The sequence below is a fragment of the Caproiciproducens sp. NJN-50 genome, from assembly GCF_004103755.1.
Lineage (GTDB): Bacteria > Bacillota > Clostridia > Oscillospirales > Acutalibacteraceae > Caproicibacter.
On record NZ_CP035283.1, the window covers coordinates 2,805,023 to 2,827,126 of the forward strand.

A 22,104-nucleotide genomic window follows, 5' to 3' on the forward strand; every position below is an offset into this window, starting at 1 on the left:
GTCTTCTCTAATCCGTTATTCAGCATATAAATATTCGCAGATAATGTGCATTATAACAATTGACGAAACCTTTTTGATGTGGTATATATAGAATATGTAAAACGTTTGGCATATAATTTAGGCGAAAAATTTGGCTGATTATTCGTATTTTAAGTCTATTACTTCTAATATCTTTTGATATTTTCGTATTGATCGGGAAAATTTATGTCTCGTCTGATCTTCATATATACAATCGTTTTACATTTAACATGTTTTCTTATCTAACAGCAAATACACTTTCATTCATTCAACCTGCCAAACCTAAAATATCGCAATCATCTAAACGAATCCATTGGAGGAGATTCTTTTGAATGTATCTTTAAAAACAATTGCTCAGATGACCGGCCTTTCGGTAACGACGGTGTCCCACGCAATCAACGGGACCCGGGCGGTTTCAAAACGAAGCAAGCGGCTGGTAGAGGAAGCCATCCGGCAAACTGGGTATACCCCCAATCTCGCGGCCCAGATGCTGAAGACTAACCGTTCGAAAATCGTAGCCCTTTTGATCCCGGCGACAGAGCCAAACAACTCCACTAACAGTTTCTTCTTTGACGTTCTGAACGGAGCCAGGGAACATCTAGCCGCAAATGATTATGACCTGATGATTGCTACTTTCCCCGAGCTGGAATTGGAAAAGCAGCTGGACAATTTCCAATTGTTAAAAAAGCGCCTGGTGGACGGAATCCTTTTGGTTCCGCCAACAAGGCACTTAAAAGTTCTGGAAAAGATCTGCGCGTTTAACCTGCCGCTGGTCCTCCTTGACCGCCGTGTCGAAGGAAGCAGGCTGCCGATGGTCTATTCCGATAATGTGGAAGGGGCCTGCCGGGCCGTTCATACTCTGGCGGAGGGGGGGCGTGAACGCATCGCATTTTTGGGTGGAAATATGGAATTTTCCACAACTTACGACCGTTATCTGGGATATTGCCGCGGGATGCAGGAGCTTTCTCTTCCCACCCAAGAAGAGCTGATTTTCAAAAATTTGAAATACAGCGTTAAGGATGGAGAAAAAGCCACGGAGCTTTTGATGCGGGAAAAAGCGGACGCCATTTTTGTGGCGAACAATGTCCTTCTCCTCGGGGTACTCAGCTATTTCAACGCCCATGGGATTCAATCACCAGAAGACGTATCCGTCGTGAGCTACGATGACAGCGACTGGATGCAGGTTACCAACCCGACCATTACAGCAACCTTTCAAAATCCTTACCGTATTGGTGAAGAAGGTGCAGAGCTGCTGATGCGCACTTTGAACGGAGAAGACACTACCGGAATCAAAATTGTTCTTCCCTGTGAAATAATCCTGCGCCGATCGCATTTGGGGAATCCGGATCGCGCCGGGGAAGCCCCGGTGTAAGATATGACTGCCTTTAAGCATAGAAAAGCAAAGTCTGAGAGAGCTCTTCGGCACTTTTTTGCAGTTGCTGCAGCAAAAAAGAGAAGTGTTCCGTATTCTTGTAGTTTGAGATACTGCCCGTGATTCCCAGTGCCGCGACGCATGTGTCTCTGCTGAAAACCGGAATCGCAAGACAGCCGATTCCTTTCGCATATTCCTCCATATCCACCGCATAGCCGTGCTGACGGCTCATAATCGTTTCCGTAACAAATGCTTCCGCATCGGTAATCGTCTTTTCTGTGGCGCGGGTAAACTGCATCTTATGAAGACATTCGGTTTGCTGTTCCCCGGAAAGATAACTGAACAGGATCTTTCCGGCGGCGCTGGTGTGTATATTCAAAGGAGTGTACAAGGGTGCCACCACGTTGACATTTGTAGTCGAAGCCGACAATGTCTGACTGATATACTGCAAAGTTCCATTTTTCATCACAGCCAACTGTACTGTCTGTTTCAGCTTCTCCGCCAAGTCGCGCATAAATGGCTCAGCCTTTGCCTGAAGAGAAATCCCCTGTTCATAAGAGACAGCCAAAAACGAGATCTGCCCTCCCAGCACATATGTGGTCTGCCCGCCGGCATGCTCCTTCACATAACCGCGGCTGACCAAGTTCTTCACCAAGCGGAACGCCGACGCGATGGGAATGTCCAAATCGCCCGCCAATGTTTTTAAGGTAACCGGACGGTTGGCCTTTGCCAAATACTCCAGAATATTCAACGCCCGCTCCAAGGCGGGAACAGTTATGTTTTGTGGCTTCATATTTCTTCTACATCCTTCTTTTGCAGCCGCTTTGGCTTTCCAAGGGGTTGGAACCTTGGATTCATTTTTTTCGCATTTGTTCTAATATTATATTACTTCAACACCCATATTATTTCCAGACAGAAAATTGCGAATTCTTTCACAAGAGATTCTAAAATCTTGCACAAAACAGAAATTGTATATTTTGACGTTCTATATTGTAATATAAGCAGAATGATACAGCGGTAAACAATACCGTCAGTAGATATTCGATATTTTTTAACTTTTCACCTGTCAAGTTAGATTCGTTTGCTTTTTATTATTAAAAAATGTCTTATATTGTGAGTTATTATAAAATTTTTATGGCTATTTTGTTGAATAAGCCAAATTGTGGAAATTAACTACTTTCTTCCTTGACTTTTAAATTGCATGGACATAAAATGAAATTGTAATTTCATATGTTGTCTTTCTATTTCATATGTAAAAATTATAATTGCATTTGTTAAGATGCGTAAACGCACTTAAAGGAGGCACTTATGTCAAGGAAGCCGGTTTTAGGAGTTTTAGGTTTTTCCGATGGTGATCCTGAGGTACATCTTCAACTGAAGGGAATCGTGCAAGCTCAGGTGGACGCCATCGTGGACGCTCTGAGAGCGGACGGAAGGATAGACGTACTCGTCACTGATACGCAGGTAAACAGTGTACAAAGTGCAAAACATCTCGCGGAAGAAATGAAGAAAAAGAACGTGGACGCCACTTTGTTTTCTTATGGTGTGTTCGCATTCCCCAATTTCAGCGCGATTGCCGCCCAAAACGGAAAGGGACCTTTCCTGTTAGCGGCAAATCTCAATCCGGACTGGCCGGGCATGGTGGCCATGCTGGCTGCCGGAGGAGCTCTTCACCATCTTGGCATCGATCATTTCCGAGTTGCAGGCGATGTTCAGCAACCTGATGTTCTGGAGCAAATCGTCACTTTTGCCCGTTGTGCCATGGTTGTTAATTCGTTGAACGGTATGAAATACGGTTTGTTCGGTGGCCGCAGCCTGGGAATGTACAGTTCCACGGTTTCCATGCAGGACTGGCAAAAACTTTTCGGAATCGATGTGGAGCATATCGACCAGTCCGAAATCGTCAGGGAAGCGGAGAACATCCCTGAGGAAGAAGTGGAGAAAGCGTTCCGCTGGCTGACCCAGAACGTGGGAAAAATCGCCTATAACGGCACAACCTTCACGCCGGAAAAGCTGAAGACCCAGATCCGTCATTACCAGGCCACTAAAAAATTGATTGATGAAAATCAGCTCGATTTTATAGGGGTTAAATGTCACTATGAAATGAGCCGCCATTACTGCACCGAATGTCTTTCCGCGGCATTTCTGAATGATCCCTATGACTGGGACGGCCCGAAACCTCCCTGTGTCTGCGCCTGCGAAGCGGACAGCGACGCGGCTCTGACCATGGAGATTCTGAAGCTTCTCACCGACGACCCGGTCATCTTTATGGATGTGCGGCATTACGACGCGGAAAACGATGTGATGGTATTCTGCAACTGCGGTTCCCAGTCCACATACTACGCGGCGGCCAGTGACGACTATAAGGAAAATCTGGCCAAAGTTACGCTCTATCCCGCGCTGGACATCTATGCGGGCGGCGGCTGCCATGTAAATATGCAGACAAAACCCGGCAAGGCGACGATCGCGCGCCTCTGCCGCAGCGAGGGAAAATACCGCATGGTGATCATTCCGTGCGAATTTGTCTCAATGCCGGTGGAAAAGGAAGCGGAGACAACAAAAGAATGGCCCCATGTTTTTGCCAAGCTGCCTTTTGATCATCAGATTTTTCTGAACAACTTTGACGCCAACCACTGCCATGCGGTATACGGCAATCACGTGGATGAACTCAAAATGATCTGCAAAATGCTGCACATTGAGATTGACATGTTAGAAGCATAAACGAGGGAGTTGTCTGAAATGAAAGTGCTGTCAGCTCTGCCGAACTATCGGAATCTGTGCCCGGATGGCATCAGGCTGCTGAAAGAAAACGGCTGCGAACTTGTCATAAACGAACTCGGCCGGCCCATGGGCTTTGGCGACCTCAAAGATATTGTCGCCGATGTTGACGGCGTGGTGGCCGGCGTCGACGTCTGGGACGAAAAGCTGCTGTCTTTAGCCCCAAAGCTGAAAGCGATTGCCCGCTTTGGCGTAGGGGTGGACAATTTGGACTTAAAGGCCTGTGAGCGGCGCGGGATTACAGTAACAAATTGCCCCGGAGTCAATACAAACTCCGTCGCGGAACATGCTTTGATGCTGATTTTGGGCCTGCTGCGCCATCTGGGAGAATGCGACCGGTCCATCCGGGAGGGCCGCTGGTCCCGGGTTATGCACCATGAACTGCGCGGACAAACCGTCGGCCTTCTGGGATTCGGTTCGGTCGGGCGCAGCCTCTGCGAAAAATTGGAGCCTTTTCACGTGCGGGTTCTCGCTTACGATAAATACCCGGATGAAAAAGCCGCCGCTCAGCTCGGCGTGAAGCTGACAAGCCAAAACGAGGTCTTGGCCCAGGCCGATATTTTAAGCCTGCACACACCGGCCACACCCGAGACCGCTCACATGATCAACCGGGACACAATCGGCCTGATGAAAAGCGGCGTGATGCTTATCAACACCGCGCGCGGTTCCGTGGTAGACGAAGCCGCGGTTTATGCCGCCATGAAGGAAGGAAAAGTAGCCGGTTACGGCACCGATGTATTCGACGGCGAACCGCCCGCCGTGGATAATCCGCTTTTCAGCATGCAGCAATACCTGTGTACGCCGCACGTTGCCGCAGAATCCTATGAGAACTGGACGCAGACGGGCGTCATCACCGCGCAGGCCTTGCTGGACGTCTTCTCCGGCAGGGTTCCGCAGCACAAACTGGTATAAAGGCAGGGGTGAAAAATCATGCAGAGAATTCTGAATCATCCGGATAACATCGTGGATGAAATGCTGAAAGGCTTTCTGAAAGCGCATTCCGATCTGGTGGAAAGCCCCGGACATTCCCGTGTGGTAAAAGCGAAAAACATTCCATCGGAAAAAGTAGCCGTTGTGACCGGCGGGGGAAGCGGCCACAAGCCGGCATTTATCGGCTATGTCGGCAGGGGAATGTGCGATGCGGCCGCCGTCGGCGAAATTTTCTCCTCCCCTACCGCGGCCGCGTTTCTGGAAGCTTTCAGGGCCACTGATACCGGAAAGGGCGTGGCCTGCCTGTACGGCAATTACTCCGGGGACAACATGAATGTAAAAATGGCCGTGAAGATGGCCGGGAAACAGGGAATTACCGTAAAAACCGTAGTGGCAAACGACGACGTGGCCAGCGCCCCGAAGGACCAGAGGGAAAAGCGCAGAGGCGTGGCGGGTGAAATCCTGATGTGGAAAGCCGCCGGCGCGAAGGCGGCTCAGGGCGCCGGTCTTGACGAAGTGATCGCCGTTGCGCAAAAGGCGATCGACAACTGCCGCAGCGTGGGCATCGGGCTGCAGCCATGCACGCTTCCCTCGGTGGGGCATCCTAATTTTGAGATCAAGCCAGGCACCATGGAAGTCGGCATCGGCCATCACGGGGAACCCGGCGTCGAGGTTTGTCCACTGGAATCCGCTTCGCAGATCGCCCGCCGCATGACGGACATCGTCCTCCCGGATTATCCGTTCTTGGCCGGCGATGAAGTTGTGGTGCTGGTGTCCGGCCTGGGCGCAACTCCGCTGATGGAGCAGTACGTTCTTTATAACGAGATTGAAACCATTCTGACAAAAAAGGGAATCCGGATTCACCGCTCCTACGTGGGCAACTATTTTACTTCTCTTGATATGATGGGGGCGACCCTGACCGTCATGAAAGTGGACAGCGAACTGAAAGAATTAGTGGACGCATCGGCCTGCACAGTGGGCCTGAAGCAGTTCTGAATCGGGAAGAAGGCAAAAAATGGACGATTTTGAAAACAGCGCGGGAAAATCCGTGCTGTTGGCGATGGTCAAGGCCATTCAGGAAAACAGGACGTTCCTCGGCGATGTGGACGGGCTGATCGGCGACGGAGATCACGGCGCAAATATGGCGAAGGGATTTACCGTTTTCGAAAATCGTTTTGCCGCGGAAGAAACCGGATTCTCCGAGGGCCTGGACGAATTGGGAAACATTCTGTTCAACGAAATCGGCGGCTCCATGGGACCGATTTACGGCACGATTTTCATGGATATGGCCGAAGCGGCCGAGGGAGCCGATGAAATTGATCTTCCCCTGCTGGCGAAAATGCTGGAAGCGGGTCTGAACGGGCTGTATGAGATTGTGGACGCGCGGGTTGGTGACAAGACTCTGGTCGATACCCTCTCCCCTTCGGTGGAAATCCTGAAAAAAACCGCGGCGGCGGGCACGCCGTTTGCGGAGGCCTTGAAAGAAATGAAAAAAGCCGCACTGGCGGGCCGTAACTCCACAAAAGATCTGATTGCCAAGTACGGCCGCGCAAGCCGTCTTGGAGAACGCTCCAAAGGGGTTCTGGATGCGGGGGCCGCCTCCTGCTGCATTATCCTGACCTCCATGGCGGACGGTATTTTAGCTTTGCTTCAGAACGGAGGGAATCTGCAGTGAAACTTGCCATTGGCTGCGATGAAGCAGCTTATCGTTTAAAGGTCATCTTGAAAGAGCATCTGGCGAAAAATCACCCGGGCTGGGACGTAAAGGACTTCGGAGCCGATGCCGGCGCGGCCGTTCTTTATCCCGACGTCGCTTTTCCGGTCGCCGACGCGGTCGCCCGGGGCAAATATGAGCGCGCCATTCTTTTGTGCGGCACGGGGATCGGCATGTGCATCTGCGCAAACAAGGTTCCCGGCGTCCGTGCGGCTGTCTGCCACGATCCTTTCTCGGCGGAGCGCAGCCGCAAAAGCAACAACGCTCAGATTCTTTGCATGGGCGAGCGGGTGATCGGCACGGAACTGGCCAAAACTCTCGTTGATATCTGGTTAAGCTGTGATTTTTCAGGAGGCGGAAGCGCGCCGAAGGTTGCCAGGATCAACGAACTGGAGCGGGCCCATATCGCAGAATCAAGCAGATAATTGCTGATTCAAATACAGGTTTAAAGTGTCAATTGCAGGAACAGGAGGCAGGAAATGAAAAAAATTTTTAAATCCCTTAACGCAAATTTCGAGCGCGTTTGCATGATCGTTCTCTTTATCGCGATGTTCTGCGTCGTACTGGCAGGGATCTCTTCCCGGCTGGCCGGCAGCCCGTTTGGCTGGACGGAGGAAGCTTCCCGCCTAACCTTCGTGTGGATGATCTTTTTTGGCCTATCCTATGGAACCATGTACGACAAGCATATCCGCGTGACAGTGCTGGTCGACAAATTCGGCCCCACCTTTTCCGCAGGAGTTACGATCTTCTGGGATATCGTCACCGCGCTGGTTTTCATCTGGATCGCGGTATACGGCTGCAAGTACGTCGGCTACAGCGCAAATGCCAGGACTTTCGCAATGGACCTGAACAAAGGCACAATCGCATTCATCATCCCGTTCAGCGCTTGCCTCAACGTATTCCGCACCTTCCAAAAGCTAATTCTGGAGCATATTCCCACCCTGAAAGCTGCGAAACAAACATCACATTAAGGAGGAGCGTAATCAGATATGAGCTTTGCTTTCATTATCTACCTGATTGTTTTTTTCGGCTTTTTGTTCTGCGGAGCGCCGATCTATATGTCTCTGCTCTCCAGCGGCATCGCCTACTGCTTCCTGCACGGCGGAATTAACAACATGGCGGTCATGGCCAAGATGTACGGCAGCCTGGACAACTTTGTTCTGCTGGCAATCCCTATGTTCATGATGGCCGGCATCGTCATGAACAACGGCGGGATTACGGACCGCATCTTCAATTTCTGCCGCGCGCTGGTCGGCCATCTGCCCGGTGGTCTCGCCTATGTGAACGTTCTGGCCTCCTTCATTTTCTCCGGCATGTCGGGTTCCGCTCTGGCAGACGTCGGAGGACTGGGCAACGTGGAAATCAAGGCCATGCGCGACGAAGGCTACGACGATAATACGATTTTCGGCGTTACCGCCGCGTCCGCCACCATGGGTCCCATCGTTCCGCCTTCCATCCCGATGGTCATTTACGGTTCGGCCGCTTCGGTTTCCGTCGGCACCCTGTTCATGGCCGGGATCGGACCCGGAGTAGTCATCGGACTTGTTCTCTGCGTTGCGGTCTTTTTCATCGCAAAAAAGCGCAATTACAGCGTACACGGCAAATCCACCCTGCGTGATGTCGGACACACGCTGAAAAAAAGCTTCTTCGCGCTGCTGATGCCCGTTATTATCATGGGCGGCATCTGGTCCGGTTACTTCACTCCGACCGAGGCGTCCTGCATCGCGATTGCCTACTGTATTTTTGTGGTCTGCCTGATCTACCACGACATGCCTGTGAAAAGCCTTATGGGCTGCGTGGATGAGACCGTTTCAGGCATTGTGCCGGCGCTGTCCATCGTTTCTTCCGCCTCTCTCTTCGGCTGGGTGCTCCAGTTTGAACATCTGGGACAGAATCTGCTCACCGGCATGCTGAGCGTCACAAACAACAAATGGGTTATTTTGCTGATGATCGACGTCATCCTGCTTTTCTTCGGCATGATCCTCGACTCCACCCCTTGCATTCTTCTGTTCGTCCCCGTGTTTCAGCCGCTGGTGAAGGCCGTTGGGATCAGCCAAATCCACCTCGGCGTCGTCGTCGTCCTGAACCTGATGATCGGTCTGATGACTCCGCCTTACGGCCAGTCCCTGTTCATGCTTTCGGGCGCGACCGGAGTCCCGTTCAACAAAGTGGTCCGCTACGTTGTTCCGTGGCTGATTCCAATGCTCGTCGCCCTGCTGATTGTCACGATGATTCCGGAGGTCACGCTGTTTATCCCGCAGTTACTGGGCCTCGCCGTATAAAACCTTTTGGGAGTAATTTTGATTTAACATCTTATGTTAAATATAATTTTGAGAGGAGTTATCATGATGAAAAAAGTTCTTTCACTTTTGCTTGCACTGGGAGTGACGGTTTCCATGTCGGCATGTGGTTCCTCCGGATCCGCTTCCTCCGGCGCAACGTCAAGCGCGGCAGCCTCTTCCGAAGCAGGCTCTTCCGAAACAGCCTCCACGTCTTCCGCCGCCGGCGGTTCCAGTGACATCTATCCCGGAATGTGCTTCTGGCACGACGACGATCCCAAACTGGACACGAACGTCAAAATCACTTCCACGGACAAAATCAAATGGACGATTGCAGCCTGTCTGGTAGAGGATAATCCCCAATCCGTCTGCCTGAAAGAAATTGCGGATGACCTTTCAAAAGCTACAAACGGGAACTTTACCTGGGACATTTATTACAACAGTAATCTGGGCAGCGAGTCCGAGGCGCTGGAACTGGTGCGCAACAACACCGCACAGTTCGTAACCTCCAACGTCACTACCGTTCCTCAGTACGTGGATACGATCGGGGTCTTTGCTTTGCCCTATTTGTTTCACAGCGAGCAGGACGAACTGACTTATCTGTCCACCAGCAAGGATTGCTTCGCTCTGTGGAAACAGCTCGAAGACAGCTCTAATTTGGTCACTTTAGGCTTCAACTGTTCCGGTTCCCGCTGCCTTTCCACCAAAGGGTACAAACAAATCAAGGCCCCGGCGGATCTGAAAGGCTGCAAGGTTCGCTGCATGGAAGCTCAGGTCTGGAAAGACGTTATTTCCGCACTGGGCGCAACCCCTGTTCCGACCGCTTACACCGAGCTGTACACCGCGTTGCAGACCGGCGTTGTTCAAGGCCAGGACAACCCCGCATCCAACACGGTCGACGGCAAGTTCTACGAAGTCCTCGACACCTTCTATAAAACCAACCACTGCTACCTGTGCTCCGGCTACTACACCAATACGGAAAGCTGGAAAGCCCTGCCGGATGATTACAAAGCCCTGCTCGAAGGCCTGATGAATAAATACCTGGCCAACGATTACCATACCCGGATCTCCGCTTTCACGGACCAGTGCTATCAGACCATGGAAAAGGCAAATGTCAAAATTGTCGAGCAGGATCAACTGGATATGCAGGCATTCTATGACAACGCTTCCAAGATGATCGACGAAAAATACATGAGCAACAAGAAATATGCCGACATTATCAACGATATCAAGACTACATTCAAATACTGATTTTTCCGCAGGCATATTTTAAAATCGGGATGCAGCAACATGGCGCTCAGTCGAGGGCCGGGCGCCATGTTCTTTGTTAGATCTGGCAAAGCCGATCGTTTTTATGGCCTCTGACGCTGCAGCATATATGACCGGAGTTGACTTGGAAATCAGCGGAGGCAAGTTTGCCGCTCAAGACTGTGCGATGACATGGCGCATGAAAGCCGCGGAATCGGACGGTTCTGATCGCACCTAAAACATAAAACCGTTTTAGAAAACTTTTACAACTGCGTGAAAGAAGGAATTTCCATATGGGAAAAGTGTTAGTGTCGGCTTCTCATTTTGATATCCTTTGCAAAGGAGCCTGGACCCTGCTGGAAAAAAACGGGCATAAAGTCATATTTGACTCTTTGCGCCCTTTTCCCGCATACAGCTATGAGGAACTTTTACAGATTCTGCCGGATATCGACGCGGCAATTATTGGAATGGATCTCTATGATGAAAAAGTGTTCAAAATTGCTCCCAAGCTAAAATGCGTCTGTAAATTCGGCGTCGGCGTAGACAACGTCAATCTGGCGGATGCTACGAAATACGATGTTAAGGTCTGTAATTGCCCGGGCCAAAATTCAAACGCTGTGGCGGAACTGACCATAGGTTTCATCATTGACGTGCTGCGCGGCATCACGCCTCTTCACAAGGCTATGGAGAAAAGTTCCTGGCCGCGCTACCTTGGCGAAGAATTAGCCGGCAAAACAGTCGGGCTTTTCGGTTTCGGAGCAATTGCCCGCCTGGTGGCAAAGAAACTTTCCGCTTTTGACATGAAAATCAAGGCTTACGATCTGTATCCCAATGAAAGCGCCGCAAAGGAGCTTGGCATAGAAATGGTAAGCCAGGATGAAATCATCGAAACCTGTGACATCATCAGTCTCCACGCTCCCGCTACAAAAGAAAATTATCACCTGTTCGGTGCAAAAACGTTTGCCCGGATGAAGAACGGCGCTTATCTAATCAATGCGGCCCGCGGCGCATTGGTGGATCTTGACGCTCTGGCCGAGGCACTGAAGTCCGGTAAAATCGCCGGCGCGGCACTGGATGCCTTTGAGGAAGAGCCGCTTCCCTCCAGTGCTTCCATCCTGCAGTGTGAAAACATCGTGCTTACGCCTCATACGGGAGCCGAAACCCGTCAGGCTTATGACAAAGTCAGTATGGTCGCCGCTCAAAATGTAGTCGATACGCTGGCAGGACGCGAACCAAAATATTGGGTTAATCGCTGACAGCTTATCTAATGGAGTGTTGAGGATGGAACAGCTTTTACAAGGTAAAATCGCCGTCATTACCGGAGCTTCCCGCGGAATCGGCAAAGGGATCGCCATGAAGTTCGCACAGGAAGGAGCTGTGACGGTCCTCGTGGGACGCCGGCTTTTCGCACTGCGGGAAGTTCAGTCCGAGATTCAAGCAGCGGGAGGCAAAGCGTCGTGCATAGCCGCCGATGTAACAATTGACAGCCAAGTAACAGATTTGGCCGGCGCCGTCATAAAGGAATACGGGCGCATCGATATTTTGATAAACAATGCAGGAATCAGCAAAGAAATGCCTTTGCTCGAAATGCCTGTAGAAATATTTGATGAAATTATGACGGCAAACCTGCGCAGCGTAATGCTGGTGACAAAAGCGTTTCTTCCCGCTATGGTCCGCCAGAAATATGGAAATATTATCAATATCGGAAGCGGAGCAGCTTTGCGCGGGTTGCCGGGCAGCACAGCCTACTCCGTCAGCAAGGCAGGCGTTGTCTGCCTGACGCAGGCTCTGGGAGATGAAGTACGTCCGCTGGGAATTCGGGTCAACGTGATCTGTCCCGGTCCCGTCGATACCGAGCTATTCCAGAAATCGGCCAAACGCGAATACATTCTGAAGGCCGGCGGCGACGTGTTCCGTACTGAAACAGTGGCAAACGGAGCGCTTTTCCTGGCAAGCGATCTCAGCAAGGGCATGAACAGTCAGATTTTGACGCTGCGCGGCTTTAATCGCTGGTAATTTCCAAGCCCACTTCTAATTTGCAGGAAAGCAAAGAGCTTTCAAAAAAACAACAATTTTATTCATTGATGAAACAAACAGTCCATCAGACAATTATCTTCACATTTGTCAGGAAAGGACTCGATCTATTATGCTCAGAAAACCCAATATTTTAGTGGTGGGAAGTTTTATGACGGACCTGATCGCATCGGCGCCAAGAGTTCCGGAGCTGGGAGAAACAGTCGTAGGGACATCGTTCCAGATCGCACCCGGCGGCAAGGGCGCCAACCAGGCCGTCCAATGTGCGCGGCTTTGCGCCAACGTAACCATTGCCGGCTGTGTCGGCGATGACGCCTTCGGGAAAAAAATGCTGAATACGGTCCGTGAATCCGGCGTTGACATTTCCCATGTAAAAGTAAGCCGTGGACATTCTTCCGGTGTCGGCAACATTCAGTTGGAGGTTTCCGAGAATAGAACTCAAAACCGCATTTTGGTGGTGCCTGGCGCCAATTACGATCTGACTCCGGATGACCTGAGCTGGCTTGAAAATTCTATCGGCAGTTATGACTTGGTCATGCTGCAGTTGGAACTCACCATGGAAGTAACCAAGTTCGTGGCCGCCTGCGCCCACACGGCCGGGGTTCCCGTCATGCTGAATCCCGCGCCGGCCACACCACTGGACAGTGGGCTGCTTTCCTGCATTACCTATCTTTCGCCCAACGAGTACGAGGCGGCGTCGCTGAGCGGTCTGCCCTTGCACACGGACGGGTCCGGCATCAACCGGGAAGATTTAAACAAGGTTATCAGCAAGCTGCGTTCCAGAGGCATCAGCAACGTCATTATCACATTGGGCAACAACGGCGCCGTCAGCGCCGATGCCACCGGCATCCAGTACACCCCCTGCGTCGACTTGCTGGATGTCAAGGATCCGACTGCCGCCGGGGATTCTTTCGTCGCCGCTTTTTGCACCGGCATAACCGCGGGTCTCTCTTCCCGCGAAGCACTTGACTTTGCCAGCCATACCGCTGCCATAACGGTTTCCCGCATGGGCGCCCTGCCTTCCTTGCCCACACTGAGTGACGTTCAGGATCTGATGATAAGAAACGGTTTCGCAAAATTTGATCCCTTATTGCTAAACGCATTGAAATAGAGAACCGTTGATTTTTATAGACAGGCGCAGTTACTCGCCGCGTCCGCTAAGTTTCCAATCGGAAAGGAAGCATCGTCATGCTGAAAGAAACAAGCAAACAAGCAATTGAGCAGTTCCTTGCCTCCGCGCAAAAGGAATTTACAACATTCTGCGTTGGCCTCAGCGCCTCCTCTTACGAAAAAGCTGCTGAAATCATACTTGACGCCCAAAAAAGAGGCGGACGGATTCACATCACCGGAATCGGAAAACCCGGCCATGTATCCTCTTATATGGCTTCCCTATTCTCTTCCACCGGAAATCCCTGCTATTTTCTGGATGGAACCGAGGCTGTTCACGGTTCCTGCGGGCAGCTGGTCGCAGGAGACGTGGTAATTTGTATCTCCAACAGCGGTGAAACACCGGAAATGAAAGCCACGGCCACAGCGATCCGAAACAATGGGTGCAAGCTGATTGCCGTCACCGGGAATCCCTCCAGTTGGTTGGGAACTTTTTGCGACACTTGCCTTTCCGCCGGTGTGAACACAGAAGGAGGCCCTCTGAACCGTGCGCCGCGAAATTCTATCCTGGCGGAAACTTTAACGCTTCAGGCGCTTTCAGTTGCTCTGCAAACGGAACGTGGCTGGACGCCCGTGGAATACGTCCGCTGCCACCCTGGAGGAAAACTGGGGCAATTGCGGAAAAATGAAACTTAAGGAGCTGCTGTTAATGCTGACCGGAGATTGTATTCATCCTGAACTGATGAGGGTCCTTTCCCTGCTGGGACACGGAGACAAAGTCCTGATCGCCGACGGGAACTATCCGCTTGCCTCGAAAACGGGAGAAGCAGAAAAAGTGTGGCTGGGATTAAAGCCCGGCCTTCCCTCTACCATTGATGTATTGGAAACCCTGCAAAGCATCATCAATATTGAAAAGGCCGAAGTGATGGATCCAGGGGATGGATCCAGTCCAAAAATTTTTGACGAATTTCAAAAGCGATTGGGCAATATGGAACTTTGCAAGCTGAAGCGCTTCCCGTTCTACGACGCTTGCTGTGAACCCTCCCTTCGCTTGGCCATTTCCACGGGTGAAAAGCGCACTTTCGCCAATATTCTAATTACCGTCGGCGTCGCATAGGAAATAAGCCACGCAGATCCGCGCATCTTTCCGGACCGATACTCAGGAAATGAATTCCCGAAGTATGAATCTTAACCTTTCCTAAAAGAACCCGTCCATCGCGTCAAGCGAAGGGCGGGTCCTCTTTTATCATTTTCCGCCTCAAGGCCGGTCAGGAAAACAACTCCTTCTGGTAGGAAATCAGTTCTTTTCCAAGCACCTTTTCCGCTTCCCGGAACAGATTTTCCCGATGCATCCCCATGCCGAGAATCAAACGGTTCCGGGGGATTTTCAGCAGAACGACGTTCCTGCCGTCCTGAATTTCCGCACTGGATAAGGGAAGTCCGGTCAACGCGTCAAGGGTGCACAGCAGATCCGGAAATGTGCCGATCCTCTCCCCGTTTTTTTCCATTGTCATATACTCGTTCCAGAAAGTCAGCTCATAATCGTCCTGCCCGGTCATCACGTGGAGGGAACCCACATCGTACCCGCCGCCCATGCGCAGCATATAGCTGCGGGTCACGCCGGCACACACGGCTTCCGCGTCATATCCGTCCGCCAGAAAACTCAGGACGCCGCTCACATCGCCCGAATGCTCCAGAAAACCCCTGCCGATCTCCAGTGCCTGCGCGATGGCGCCGACCGCGGCATGCGTTTCAGCATATTGCGCAGAGACGGGGTTGCGCAGCACGCAGCACATCCCGCCGGAGGCGACCGCCGTCTGGCGGATGAGATGGGACGCGGCAGGCAGGCTTCCCCTCGCGACGGTTTCCACGTATTTTTCACCCTTGCCGCCGCAGGCGGACTGTACCGTCACATAATCCGGGAACTGGTCCAGACCCATGCTTCCCATCATTCCGGTCGGGTGGGCCCGGCCGTTGCTCGGCGCATCCACCAGCGGAATTCCCGTGAGTGCGGAAAGAATCCAACCGTTGGAGGTGGAAACTCCTCCATTCTCACAACTGGTAAGGCCCGAAATTTTCGTTCCGCTGAAATTTTCAAAATTATGTAAGGCCGTTTTCCAGTGTTCCGCCGTCACGCAGATATCTTTTGCCGAGGGCGCCCCCACCATCGAAACATTGACGATCGTTTCGTCCGGAGACAGCTCCCCGGGCTTCAGCAGCTTTAAACGGTCCGTATGGTGAAAGGCTTCGTCCAGCGCATCCAGTCCCAGCCGGATGCTTCCTCCGCCTCCGCCGCCCAGCAGCAGCCCTCCGTAAAGCGCCTGAAGGCAAAGCTCTTTTGTCAGTTCCGTCATTTGAATTCCTCCGCTTGTTTCATCCCTGCCGAAAGCCGTCTCTCTTGACAAAAAGGAGTGGCTTTCAGCCGTTCATCTGTTTCCGGACGGATTCAAAACAGGCAAAGGTTCCCTCGGCCAGGACCGGGTCGATCACGGGGATGCCGGTCGCCCTCTCAATCTCCTTTGCGATGCCGATCGTGGTCAGTCCGGTGCAGGCAAGCGCGATCACTTCCGCGCCCAGATTCTTCATCTCCCTGGCTTTTCTGATGCAGTTCGCCTTTCCCTCCGGCGTCATCAGGTCCAGCGTGCTGTTCACGCCCTCCGGCCTCGCGACCGCGACGATCCGATCCGGAACCATGCGCAGATAAGCCTTGGGAGCGTAATCCGTTATTCCGAGAACGGCGATTTTCCGCCCGTATTTCATGGCGAGGGCGGCCGTGGTCTCCCCTCCGCCCGTCACCGGGATTCCCGGAAGCGCGCGGCGGATTTCCTCCACTCCGGGATCGTCCGCGCAGCTGACGACGATCATGTCCACGCCCGCAAACGACTTCGCCGTCTCCACGATTTTGGGAACCGCGATCTGTTCCAGCTCGTGGCTGTGAATTCCTTCCCACTGATCCGGAATGCATTTGGAAACGCATCGGATTCCGGGGAAATGCTCTTCGATGATTTTTCCGTGCAGCCCGACAAAGTCCGGGTCGTCGGATGTCAGGACCCGGATCACGCCGACTTGAAATTCTTTCATTGCCGATTCCTCCCGGCGTTTGCCATCATACGGCAAACGAGCCTTTGTCAATGATCAGGGTATCGTCGAAATACAGGGTGGGGTTCAGGATGATCCCATCCATATGGCAGTCCGCCTTGTTGGTCCCGCCGAAGGACGTATTGGTCCCGAACGCGATATGCACGGTCCCGTAAACCTTCTCATCCTCAAGAATCACGCCGTTGAGAACCGCCGCCCGATTCGTCCCGATTCCGAGTTCTCCCACCGTCGCGTTCCGTTCGTTTTCCAGCAAGATATTCAGCATTTCGCTCTTGTCGCCCGTAATCTCCCGCAGCTTTCCGTCCCGGATCACCACATGAAGGGGCGAATCCAGCTTTCCGATTCCGACCATGGAACCGTCGATCACCATTTCCCCGTTGACTCCGTTTTCCAGCGGCGCAATGTACGCCTCTCCCGACGGGAGATTGCCGCACTGGCCGGGGAGCCTATAAACGCCGGGGCTCGGAATCCCATTGCGCCCTTCCAGATTCAGGGTCAGAACGCAGCCGTCCTTTTCGATCCGCGCCGTCCTGCATTTTGTCAGCAGCTCCGTGATTTTCGCCGTCAGCTTTTCTACTTCTCCGTAATCCGCGGTCATGGCGCCCGCCCCGAACATTTCCTCCGTAATGCCCGGCATGGTGGCCACGCGGGTCCCGGCCTTCGCGGCGTTGATCCGCGCGTTCGTGTGGGTCAGCGACTTGGCGGTGGGGCAGACGACGATATCCGCGGCCTTCATGGCCTCTGCGACGACCCTGGGCGGCTCTTCCCCGTTCAGACTGCGTTCCTTCATCACCGTCATGACCGCCTCGCAGCCCAAAGCCCGGGCGCCCTCGTAAAGCGCCCGGGCGATTTTGACCCTTGTATCGTCCGTGACAATATAAACCTCTTCCCCCGGCTTCGCATCCAGACAGGAAGCCAGGATTCTTTTGGAAGTTTCCGTTAAATCCATGTTTTCCCTCCTATTCCACGTCCGTCAGTTCGGAAATCACTCTCGCCAGCAGGGTCCTCGGGAGCACAACCAGCTTCCCGGTCTCTCTGGCAAACATGTTTTTCATCTTCTGCGTAAAGCCGATGCAGTCCAGGACCACCAGGTCTGCATCCATTTTTCTGATTTCCTTCGCGGCTCTTTCAAGGTCTTCCCACGAACCGTAAGGGGATGCCGGCACCACCTTTACCGTATTCACAAAATCGGACCATTTCTTTTCGCACTGTTCCACCTGAAGCGGCGACGGGGTTACCGTGACAACATTGGAATTCTTGGTCAGAAGGGGCACGACCCGGTTCAGGATATTGCACGGATAAACAAGCGGGACATTGGAGGTGAGGCTGCCGGGAAAATCGCCGGTGCAGAAAAACATGATGAGCCTCACGCCCTCCGTTTCCAGTTCATGGATGCAGTTTTGGAGTCTCGGGAGAATGTACCGTTCGGCAAACGTCACGGAGGAACCGTCCGTAAGCCTGGAAACCAGCACGTAATCCCCCTGTTCCGGCTTGAACTCCGCGATCTGTCCCGTCGTGAGGCCGTCAAGCCCTCCCCTTTGAAGCAGTTCGATCTTTCCGTCGAAAATATCCATAATATCGGCCGTGACGTCCACCCGTGGCGCCTGACCGATCGTAATCGCGCCTATTTTCATGGCAGATTCTCCCTTCCCTGAGTTTATTCCGTTTTTCCCAAAGTCATCAGATGATTCATCGGCCCGTACAGCTTCTGGAGCAGCGCATATTCGTCTTCGTCATAAAACTTCAGGTCCCCCGCGCCATAGGATTTGGCGACTTCCAGCATAAAGCGGGAAGCCTCTTCCACGTCCGAAAAATGGCTTGCACCCGTAGCACAGCCCGGAACCATGGTCTCCGTCGTGACGGCTACGCCCACAACCGGGGCGTCGGTCGCCGTAGCAGGCTGAAGAATGCTGTTCAGATGAAACACATTATTTCCATAGGGGGTGATATCCTGAGTTGCCAGAGGGAACACATAAGGCAGACGCCCCGTTGTAATCTGCATTTTTTCCAGCAGATCCTCCGAAGTGCGCAGAATGTATCCTCCCTTTACGGTCGGGGAAATGGCGAATCCCCTCGTGTTGATCACGCGGTTCCCTTTTGTAGTGTCCACCGACAGGATCGCGTCCAGTTCGGGGGAAACCTCTTCCCTGTTGACCTGAGCCATTTCGACCGGAGACCCCATGAACGGAACCGGTTTGTGCGGCTGTGTCGGGGCGTGAGGACAGATCTGAGTGGAAACGAAGACGTCGCCTTCCAGAACATCCCCTTTCTTCCGCATATCCAAAAGCTTCGCGGCAACGGTGATCGCGGCCAGCGCGCCGTCCCCGTCGGATACAAATCCGATCACATCGGGCCGCGCGCCGATTCCGCCCAGACGGCCCAGGATCCCGATCGTGGGCGCGCTGCCGCCCGAGGCCTTCCCTCTGGAGCCGGGAATCCTGACCTTGACCATATCGGTGCTTCCGCTGGGGCCTTTCAGCTCGTAGACTTCAATATTCGCATCCGGCTGGATGCCTCTTAAGTAAGTTTCCACATCTTTTCCGGTAACGGTGCTGCTGTCCAGAACATCAAACGCTTCCATCAGTTGCTTTAATAACATTCATTTTACCTCCATCGCTTTCAATATGTTAATAAAAATCAGAATTATTGCACGCAGTCCACCAGTTTGGCGGCCGCGTCACGGAGCATCTGGTAAAAACCGGCTTCATCGGACATGGTTTTGCGTTTGCCGTTTTCAATGATTTCAACCAGTTCTTTCAGACTGCTGTTTTCAGGGTCGTCCGCCAGCATCAGTTTGCAGAGGCGCTCCGCCGCCTCGATCATCCTCAAGGGCCCGTAAATCCTGGGCTCTCCTTCCAAACCGGCCGCGCCGGCTACCAGATATGCCAGAAGTTCAAACGATTCGTTTCGGATCATTGTTTCTCCTCCCAGGCATTCCTGTGCAGGATCTCGTCCAGAGGCCTCAGGCGGCGGGGGCGGGGACTGTCTTCCGGAAAGCCGACGGAAATCAACAGCTCCATCCGGTAATACCCCGGAAGCTTTAACAGCTTTTTCACGGCGTCCGGGTTGTAGGACTTGATCGCGCACGTGCCGAGTCCCAGCTCCACCGCCTTCAGCATGATGTTTTCAGCGGCCATGGACGCGTCCATGATGCACCCGTATGCCTCCGAATTCGGAGAGCCGTGTTCCAGAGCGTAGTTCATGTCCGAGCAGACCGCGATCAGGACGGGAGGCTTCCCGCTGAGCCCCGGACTGAACAGTTCCACCTTCCGGACCAGCTCCGGATCCGTGAGCAGGAAAAACTGCCACGCCTGAAGATTACTTGCGCTGGGCGCCAGCGCTCCCGCCTTCACCAGCTGCAGCAAGAGTTCCTCCGGCACAGGTTTGGGACTGAAGCCGCGGATACTCCTTCTCTTCTGAATCGCTTCCGATAATTCCATTGTTCCTTCTCCTTTCCGCACGGATTCAGGGACCGCATCGTCTGAATCCTCCGATTCCCTGCTGCGCAAAAGAACTGCCGCGGCTGTTGTAGCGCTGCAGCAGTCCCTTATGTAGGAAAACTATTTCTTCTTTGCCAGTCCCAGCGTCGCGGTAAAGAAGCTGTACACAGCCGCGCCCGCCAAAGCGCCCGCGCCGAGGATGTTCAAAACCTGCTCGTTTTCCTTATTGCGCTTCACCGCGACCAGCCGGATCAGCAGGCCGATAAGAATGGTGATTCCATTCATAATGTTGCCGACCAGCAGCCCCGTTGCAAAGAGGATGCCGATCTGCCGCTTTCCGCCGACCAACTGGATGATAGCGCCCGGGATCGCCCAGATGAAAAGCCATTTGGCGACTTCGGCGTTGGTTCCGGCCGCGATGGTGGTGGCGAAAGTCTTACTCACCGGGGCAAACAGGCCCTGGCCGAAATACCGGTTGGCCAGAAACGCCACCATGCAAAACGCAATCACAAAGGAGATCATTTCACTGTAATACTGCTGTTTCCTGCCCTCTTTTTCCAGCTCCGGATCGGCGCCCGAACCCCTCAGGATATAACCGCACTTGAGGTCATACGCCATATCGGAAAACGCGGGTCCGGTTGCCGCGGTGTACCCGACCAGGATGGCAAGCGGCATCTGGGGAAACCCGAGGAGCATTCCCACCAGCAGGAAGATCAGCGCGGTGGCAAACCCCGGGAACCAGCCGGAGTACATGGCCGAGATGCCGACGATCAGCTCCGAGGCAATCGCGGCAAACGCCGAGAAAATCACCCAGAGAATCAGGGAGATAAAGCTCATATCGCTGACAATGCCGGTAATCAGCGCCAGCAGTACCGCCGTCCCCAGATAGGCGACATAACCCCATCCAAGCGTCTTTTTCAGGGTGCCCATGCTGGTGGTGAATTTTCCGGCCTCCGCGTCATTCCCGCCCTTGCTCTTTTTGAACAGCATGCGCGCGCACTGTAGCAGCGACACCGCGCCGGCGCCGATCATGATCCCGTGAGGCATATAATTGATCATCGCCAGATCGGTGGATACAAAGTTCGTGCCGAAGAGATTGGAAATCAGAGCTGCGTCGTGACCGAACAGCGACAGGGTGAAACCGTTGACCTTGATGACGCCGATGACCAGGGAGCCGACGCCAAGGGCCAGCATGGCAAAGAAATCGCCGAACCAGGAAACTCCAAGCAGATCGGTGGGAAGCCCTGCGACTTTTCCGACGCAGCCGATGACCACGCCCACAACCAGAAGCAATGCCTTGCGCCCTTTTTCAACGACCGCAAGAATGGATTCCGCAGCGGCGACGCCCGGAGGCCATGCCCCTTCCGCGGGGAACATCTCGGAGTCGAACGATTTATAGAGGATGGTCGCGTCGATGCAGGTGGCGAGGAAGACACCGATCAGCATCGGGAACATCAGGTCGGCGCGCCCCATGACGACCGGAACGCCGATCGGCAGAAGCAGACTGTTGGCCGCTGAGAAAGTCGCGCCGGAGATTGCCGTCTGAATCAGGTTCTGCCTGTGAATGCTCCTGTATTTTTGCAAAACCGCAACCGGGATGCGGGAAATCAGAATCGCAAATAAGGCGCCTATGATGGACGTGTTCGGGGTGACGCCGGTCCGCACGATCAGTTCCAGCCCGATAATCGCGCCCAAAATGCACATGATGATATTTAGGATCAGTACGGTGGGCTCCCACGCCTTCGGATGCTCCGATGCGGAGATCATCTGATCCTGTGGGATTTTTTCTTTTTCCATAATCCACTCTCCTTGTCGATTGGTCCTGACCGGCCGGCATACCGCGCATCCGGCGGCGGTGCGGTCTCTTTCAAGGCCGGCAGAAGATGCAGCCGCAAGCGCATCTTCTGTTTATAATCTCTCTGCTCCGGATTTCCCTGCTTCTCCTTTCTCCGAGTCGGTAAATCAGTCTGAAACGGCGCTGGAACGATTCCAAAGGGATATATAAAAATGGCGCTCTACTTAATAAAGAAGTACAGCACCATTACTGTCTGATTCTGAATCGGTCTATTTCAGAATTTCAAAAAT

At 53.0% G+C, this 22,104-nt stretch carries 23 protein-coding genes; 14 read left to right on the plus strand and 9 right to left on the minus strand.

Annotated features, from left to right (window positions below; translation table 11 throughout):
• Nucleotides 1–346 precede the first annotated feature (346 nt).
• Nucleotides 347–1,390 carry a LacI family DNA-binding transcriptional regulator gene (locus EQM14_RS13645; RefSeq protein WP_128743731.1) on the plus strand — a complete coding sequence of 348 codons (1,044 nt, stop codon included), beginning with the start codon at nucleotides 347–349 and terminating at the stop codon, nucleotides 1,388–1,390.
• A gap of 13 nt (nucleotides 1,391–1,403) precedes the next feature.
• On the opposite strand, the gene EQM14_RS13650 is transcribed toward EQM14_RS13645, so the two are convergent.
• Nucleotides 1,404–2,183 carry an IclR family transcriptional regulator gene (locus tag EQM14_RS13650; protein ID WP_128743732.1) on the minus strand — a complete coding sequence of 260 codons (780 nt, stop codon included), beginning with the start codon at nucleotides 2,181–2,183 and terminating at the stop codon, nucleotides 1,404–1,406.
• A 515-nt stretch (nucleotides 2,184–2,698) separates the two neighbouring features.
• Here EQM14_RS13650 and EQM14_RS13655 point away from each other — a divergent pair.
• The 13 genes from EQM14_RS13655 (at nucleotide 2,699) to EQM14_RS13715 (ending at nucleotide 14,597) form a co-directional block, all read left to right on the plus strand.
• Nucleotides 2,699–4,111 (plus strand): L-fucose/L-arabinose isomerase family protein, encoded by a 1,413-nt coding sequence (locus tag EQM14_RS13655; RefSeq protein ID WP_128743733.1) that lies wholly within the window; start codon nucleotides 2,699–2,701, stop codon nucleotides 4,109–4,111.
• 18 nt (nucleotides 4,112–4,129) lie between these two features.
• Entirely contained in the window at nucleotides 4,130–5,080 is a 951-nt protein-coding gene (locus EQM14_RS13660; protein ID WP_128743734.1) for a phosphoglycerate dehydrogenase, read from the plus strand.
• A gap of 18 nt (nucleotides 5,081–5,098) precedes the next feature.
• Nucleotides 5,099–6,094 (plus strand): dihydroxyacetone kinase subunit DhaK, encoded by a 996-nt coding sequence (locus EQM14_RS13665; protein ID WP_128743735.1) that lies wholly within the window; start codon nucleotides 5,099–5,101, stop codon nucleotides 6,092–6,094.
• Nucleotides 6,095–6,113: 19 nt separating this feature from the next.
• Nucleotides 6,114–6,773, plus strand: coding sequence for a dihydroxyacetone kinase subunit DhaL (dhaL, locus tag EQM14_RS13670; protein WP_128743736.1), 660 nt, complete (start codon nucleotides 6,114–6,116; stop codon nucleotides 6,771–6,773).
• Nucleotides 6,770–7,237, plus strand: a complete 468-nt coding sequence (gene rpiB / locus EQM14_RS13675; protein WP_128743737.1) for a ribose 5-phosphate isomerase B — start codon at nucleotides 6,770–6,772, stop codon at nucleotides 7,235–7,237. The genes dhaL and rpiB overlap by 4 nt, the downstream gene beginning before the upstream one ends.
• 54 nt (nucleotides 7,238–7,291) lie before the next feature.
• Nucleotides 7,292–7,783 (plus strand): TRAP transporter small permease, encoded by a 492-nt coding sequence (locus tag EQM14_RS13680; RefSeq protein ID WP_128743738.1) that lies wholly within the window; start codon nucleotides 7,292–7,294, stop codon nucleotides 7,781–7,783.
• A gap of 18 nt (nucleotides 7,784–7,801) precedes the next feature.
• Entirely contained in the window at nucleotides 7,802–9,094 is a 1,293-nt protein-coding gene (locus EQM14_RS13685) for a TRAP transporter large permease (RefSeq protein WP_128743739.1), read from the plus strand.
• A gap of 63 nt (nucleotides 9,095–9,157) precedes the next feature.
• Nucleotides 9,158–10,342: a TRAP transporter substrate-binding protein gene (locus EQM14_RS13690; RefSeq protein ID WP_128743740.1), complete on the plus strand. Its 1,185-nt coding sequence runs from the start codon at nucleotides 9,158–9,160 to the stop codon at nucleotides 10,340–10,342.
• A gap of 290 nt (nucleotides 10,343–10,632) precedes the next feature.
• The gene (locus EQM14_RS13695) at nucleotides 10,633–11,595 is read left to right on the plus strand and encodes a phosphoglycerate dehydrogenase (RefSeq protein ID WP_128743741.1); all 963 of its coding nucleotides are present in this window, start codon (nucleotides 10,633–10,635) and stop codon (nucleotides 11,593–11,595) included.
• A 25-nt stretch (nucleotides 11,596–11,620) separates the two neighbouring features.
• Entirely contained in the window at nucleotides 11,621–12,355 is a 735-nt protein-coding gene (locus tag EQM14_RS13700) for an SDR family NAD(P)-dependent oxidoreductase (protein WP_128743742.1), read from the plus strand.
• A 130-nt stretch (nucleotides 12,356–12,485) separates the two neighbouring features.
• Nucleotides 12,486–13,484 (plus strand): ribokinase, encoded by a 999-nt coding sequence (locus EQM14_RS13705; protein WP_128743743.1) that lies wholly within the window; start codon nucleotides 12,486–12,488, stop codon nucleotides 13,482–13,484.
• A 77-nt stretch (nucleotides 13,485–13,561) separates the two neighbouring features.
• Entirely contained in the window at nucleotides 13,562–14,176 is a 615-nt protein-coding gene (locus tag EQM14_RS13710) for a KpsF/GutQ family sugar-phosphate isomerase (protein WP_128743744.1), read from the plus strand.
• A complete protein-coding gene (locus tag EQM14_RS13715) occupies nucleotides 14,166–14,597 on the plus strand; it encodes an RbsD/FucU family protein (RefSeq protein ID WP_326974817.1) in 432 nt (143 codons plus the stop codon). The genes EQM14_RS13710 and EQM14_RS13715 overlap by 11 nt, the downstream gene beginning before the upstream one ends.
• A 151-nt stretch (nucleotides 14,598–14,748) precedes the next feature.
• On the opposite strand, the gene EQM14_RS13720 is transcribed toward EQM14_RS13715, so the two are convergent.
• The 8 genes from EQM14_RS13720 to EQM14_RS13755 all read right to left on the minus strand — a co-directional run bounded on the left by EQM14_RS13720 (nucleotide 14,749) and on the right by EQM14_RS13755 (nucleotide 21,816).
• Nucleotides 14,749–15,834: an S-methyl thiohydantoin desulfurase domain-containing protein gene (locus EQM14_RS13720; protein ID WP_128743745.1), complete on the minus strand. Its 1,086-nt coding sequence runs from the start codon at nucleotides 15,832–15,834 to the stop codon at nucleotides 14,749–14,751.
• Between the two features lie 64 nt (nucleotides 15,835–15,898).
• Nucleotides 15,899–16,561 carry an aspartate/glutamate racemase family protein gene (locus EQM14_RS13725; RefSeq protein WP_128743746.1) on the minus strand — a complete coding sequence of 221 codons (663 nt, stop codon included), beginning with the start codon at nucleotides 16,559–16,561 and terminating at the stop codon, nucleotides 15,899–15,901.
• Nucleotides 16,562–16,586: 25 nt separating this feature from the next.
• Nucleotides 16,587–17,528 (minus strand): aminopeptidase, encoded by a 942-nt coding sequence (locus EQM14_RS13730; RefSeq protein WP_128743747.1) that lies wholly within the window; start codon nucleotides 17,526–17,528, stop codon nucleotides 16,587–16,589.
• Nucleotides 17,529–17,538: 10 nt separating this feature from the next.
• Nucleotides 17,539–18,213 carry an AroM family protein gene (locus EQM14_RS13735; protein WP_128743748.1) on the minus strand — a complete coding sequence of 225 codons (675 nt, stop codon included), beginning with the start codon at nucleotides 18,211–18,213 and terminating at the stop codon, nucleotides 17,539–17,541.
• Nucleotides 18,214–18,236: 23 nt separating this feature from the next.
• Entirely contained in the window at nucleotides 18,237–19,178 is a 942-nt protein-coding gene (locus EQM14_RS13740; RefSeq protein ID WP_128743749.1) for a DUF1177 domain-containing protein, read from the minus strand.
• Nucleotides 19,179–19,222: 44 nt separating this feature from the next.
• The gene (locus EQM14_RS13745) at nucleotides 19,223–19,495 is read right to left on the minus strand and encodes a DUF6092 family protein (RefSeq protein WP_128743750.1); all 273 of its coding nucleotides are present in this window, start codon (nucleotides 19,493–19,495) and stop codon (nucleotides 19,223–19,225) included.
• Nucleotides 19,492–20,019: a nitroreductase family protein gene (locus tag EQM14_RS13750; protein ID WP_128743751.1), complete on the minus strand. Its 528-nt coding sequence runs from the start codon at nucleotides 20,017–20,019 to the stop codon at nucleotides 19,492–19,494. The genes EQM14_RS13745 and EQM14_RS13750 overlap by 4 nt, the downstream gene beginning before the upstream one ends.
• 120 nt (nucleotides 20,020–20,139) lie before the next feature.
• A complete protein-coding gene (locus EQM14_RS13755) occupies nucleotides 20,140–21,816 on the minus strand; it encodes an OPT/YSL family transporter (RefSeq protein WP_128743752.1) in 1,677 nt (558 codons plus the stop codon).
• Between the last annotated feature and the right edge of the window lie 288 nt (nucleotides 21,817–22,104).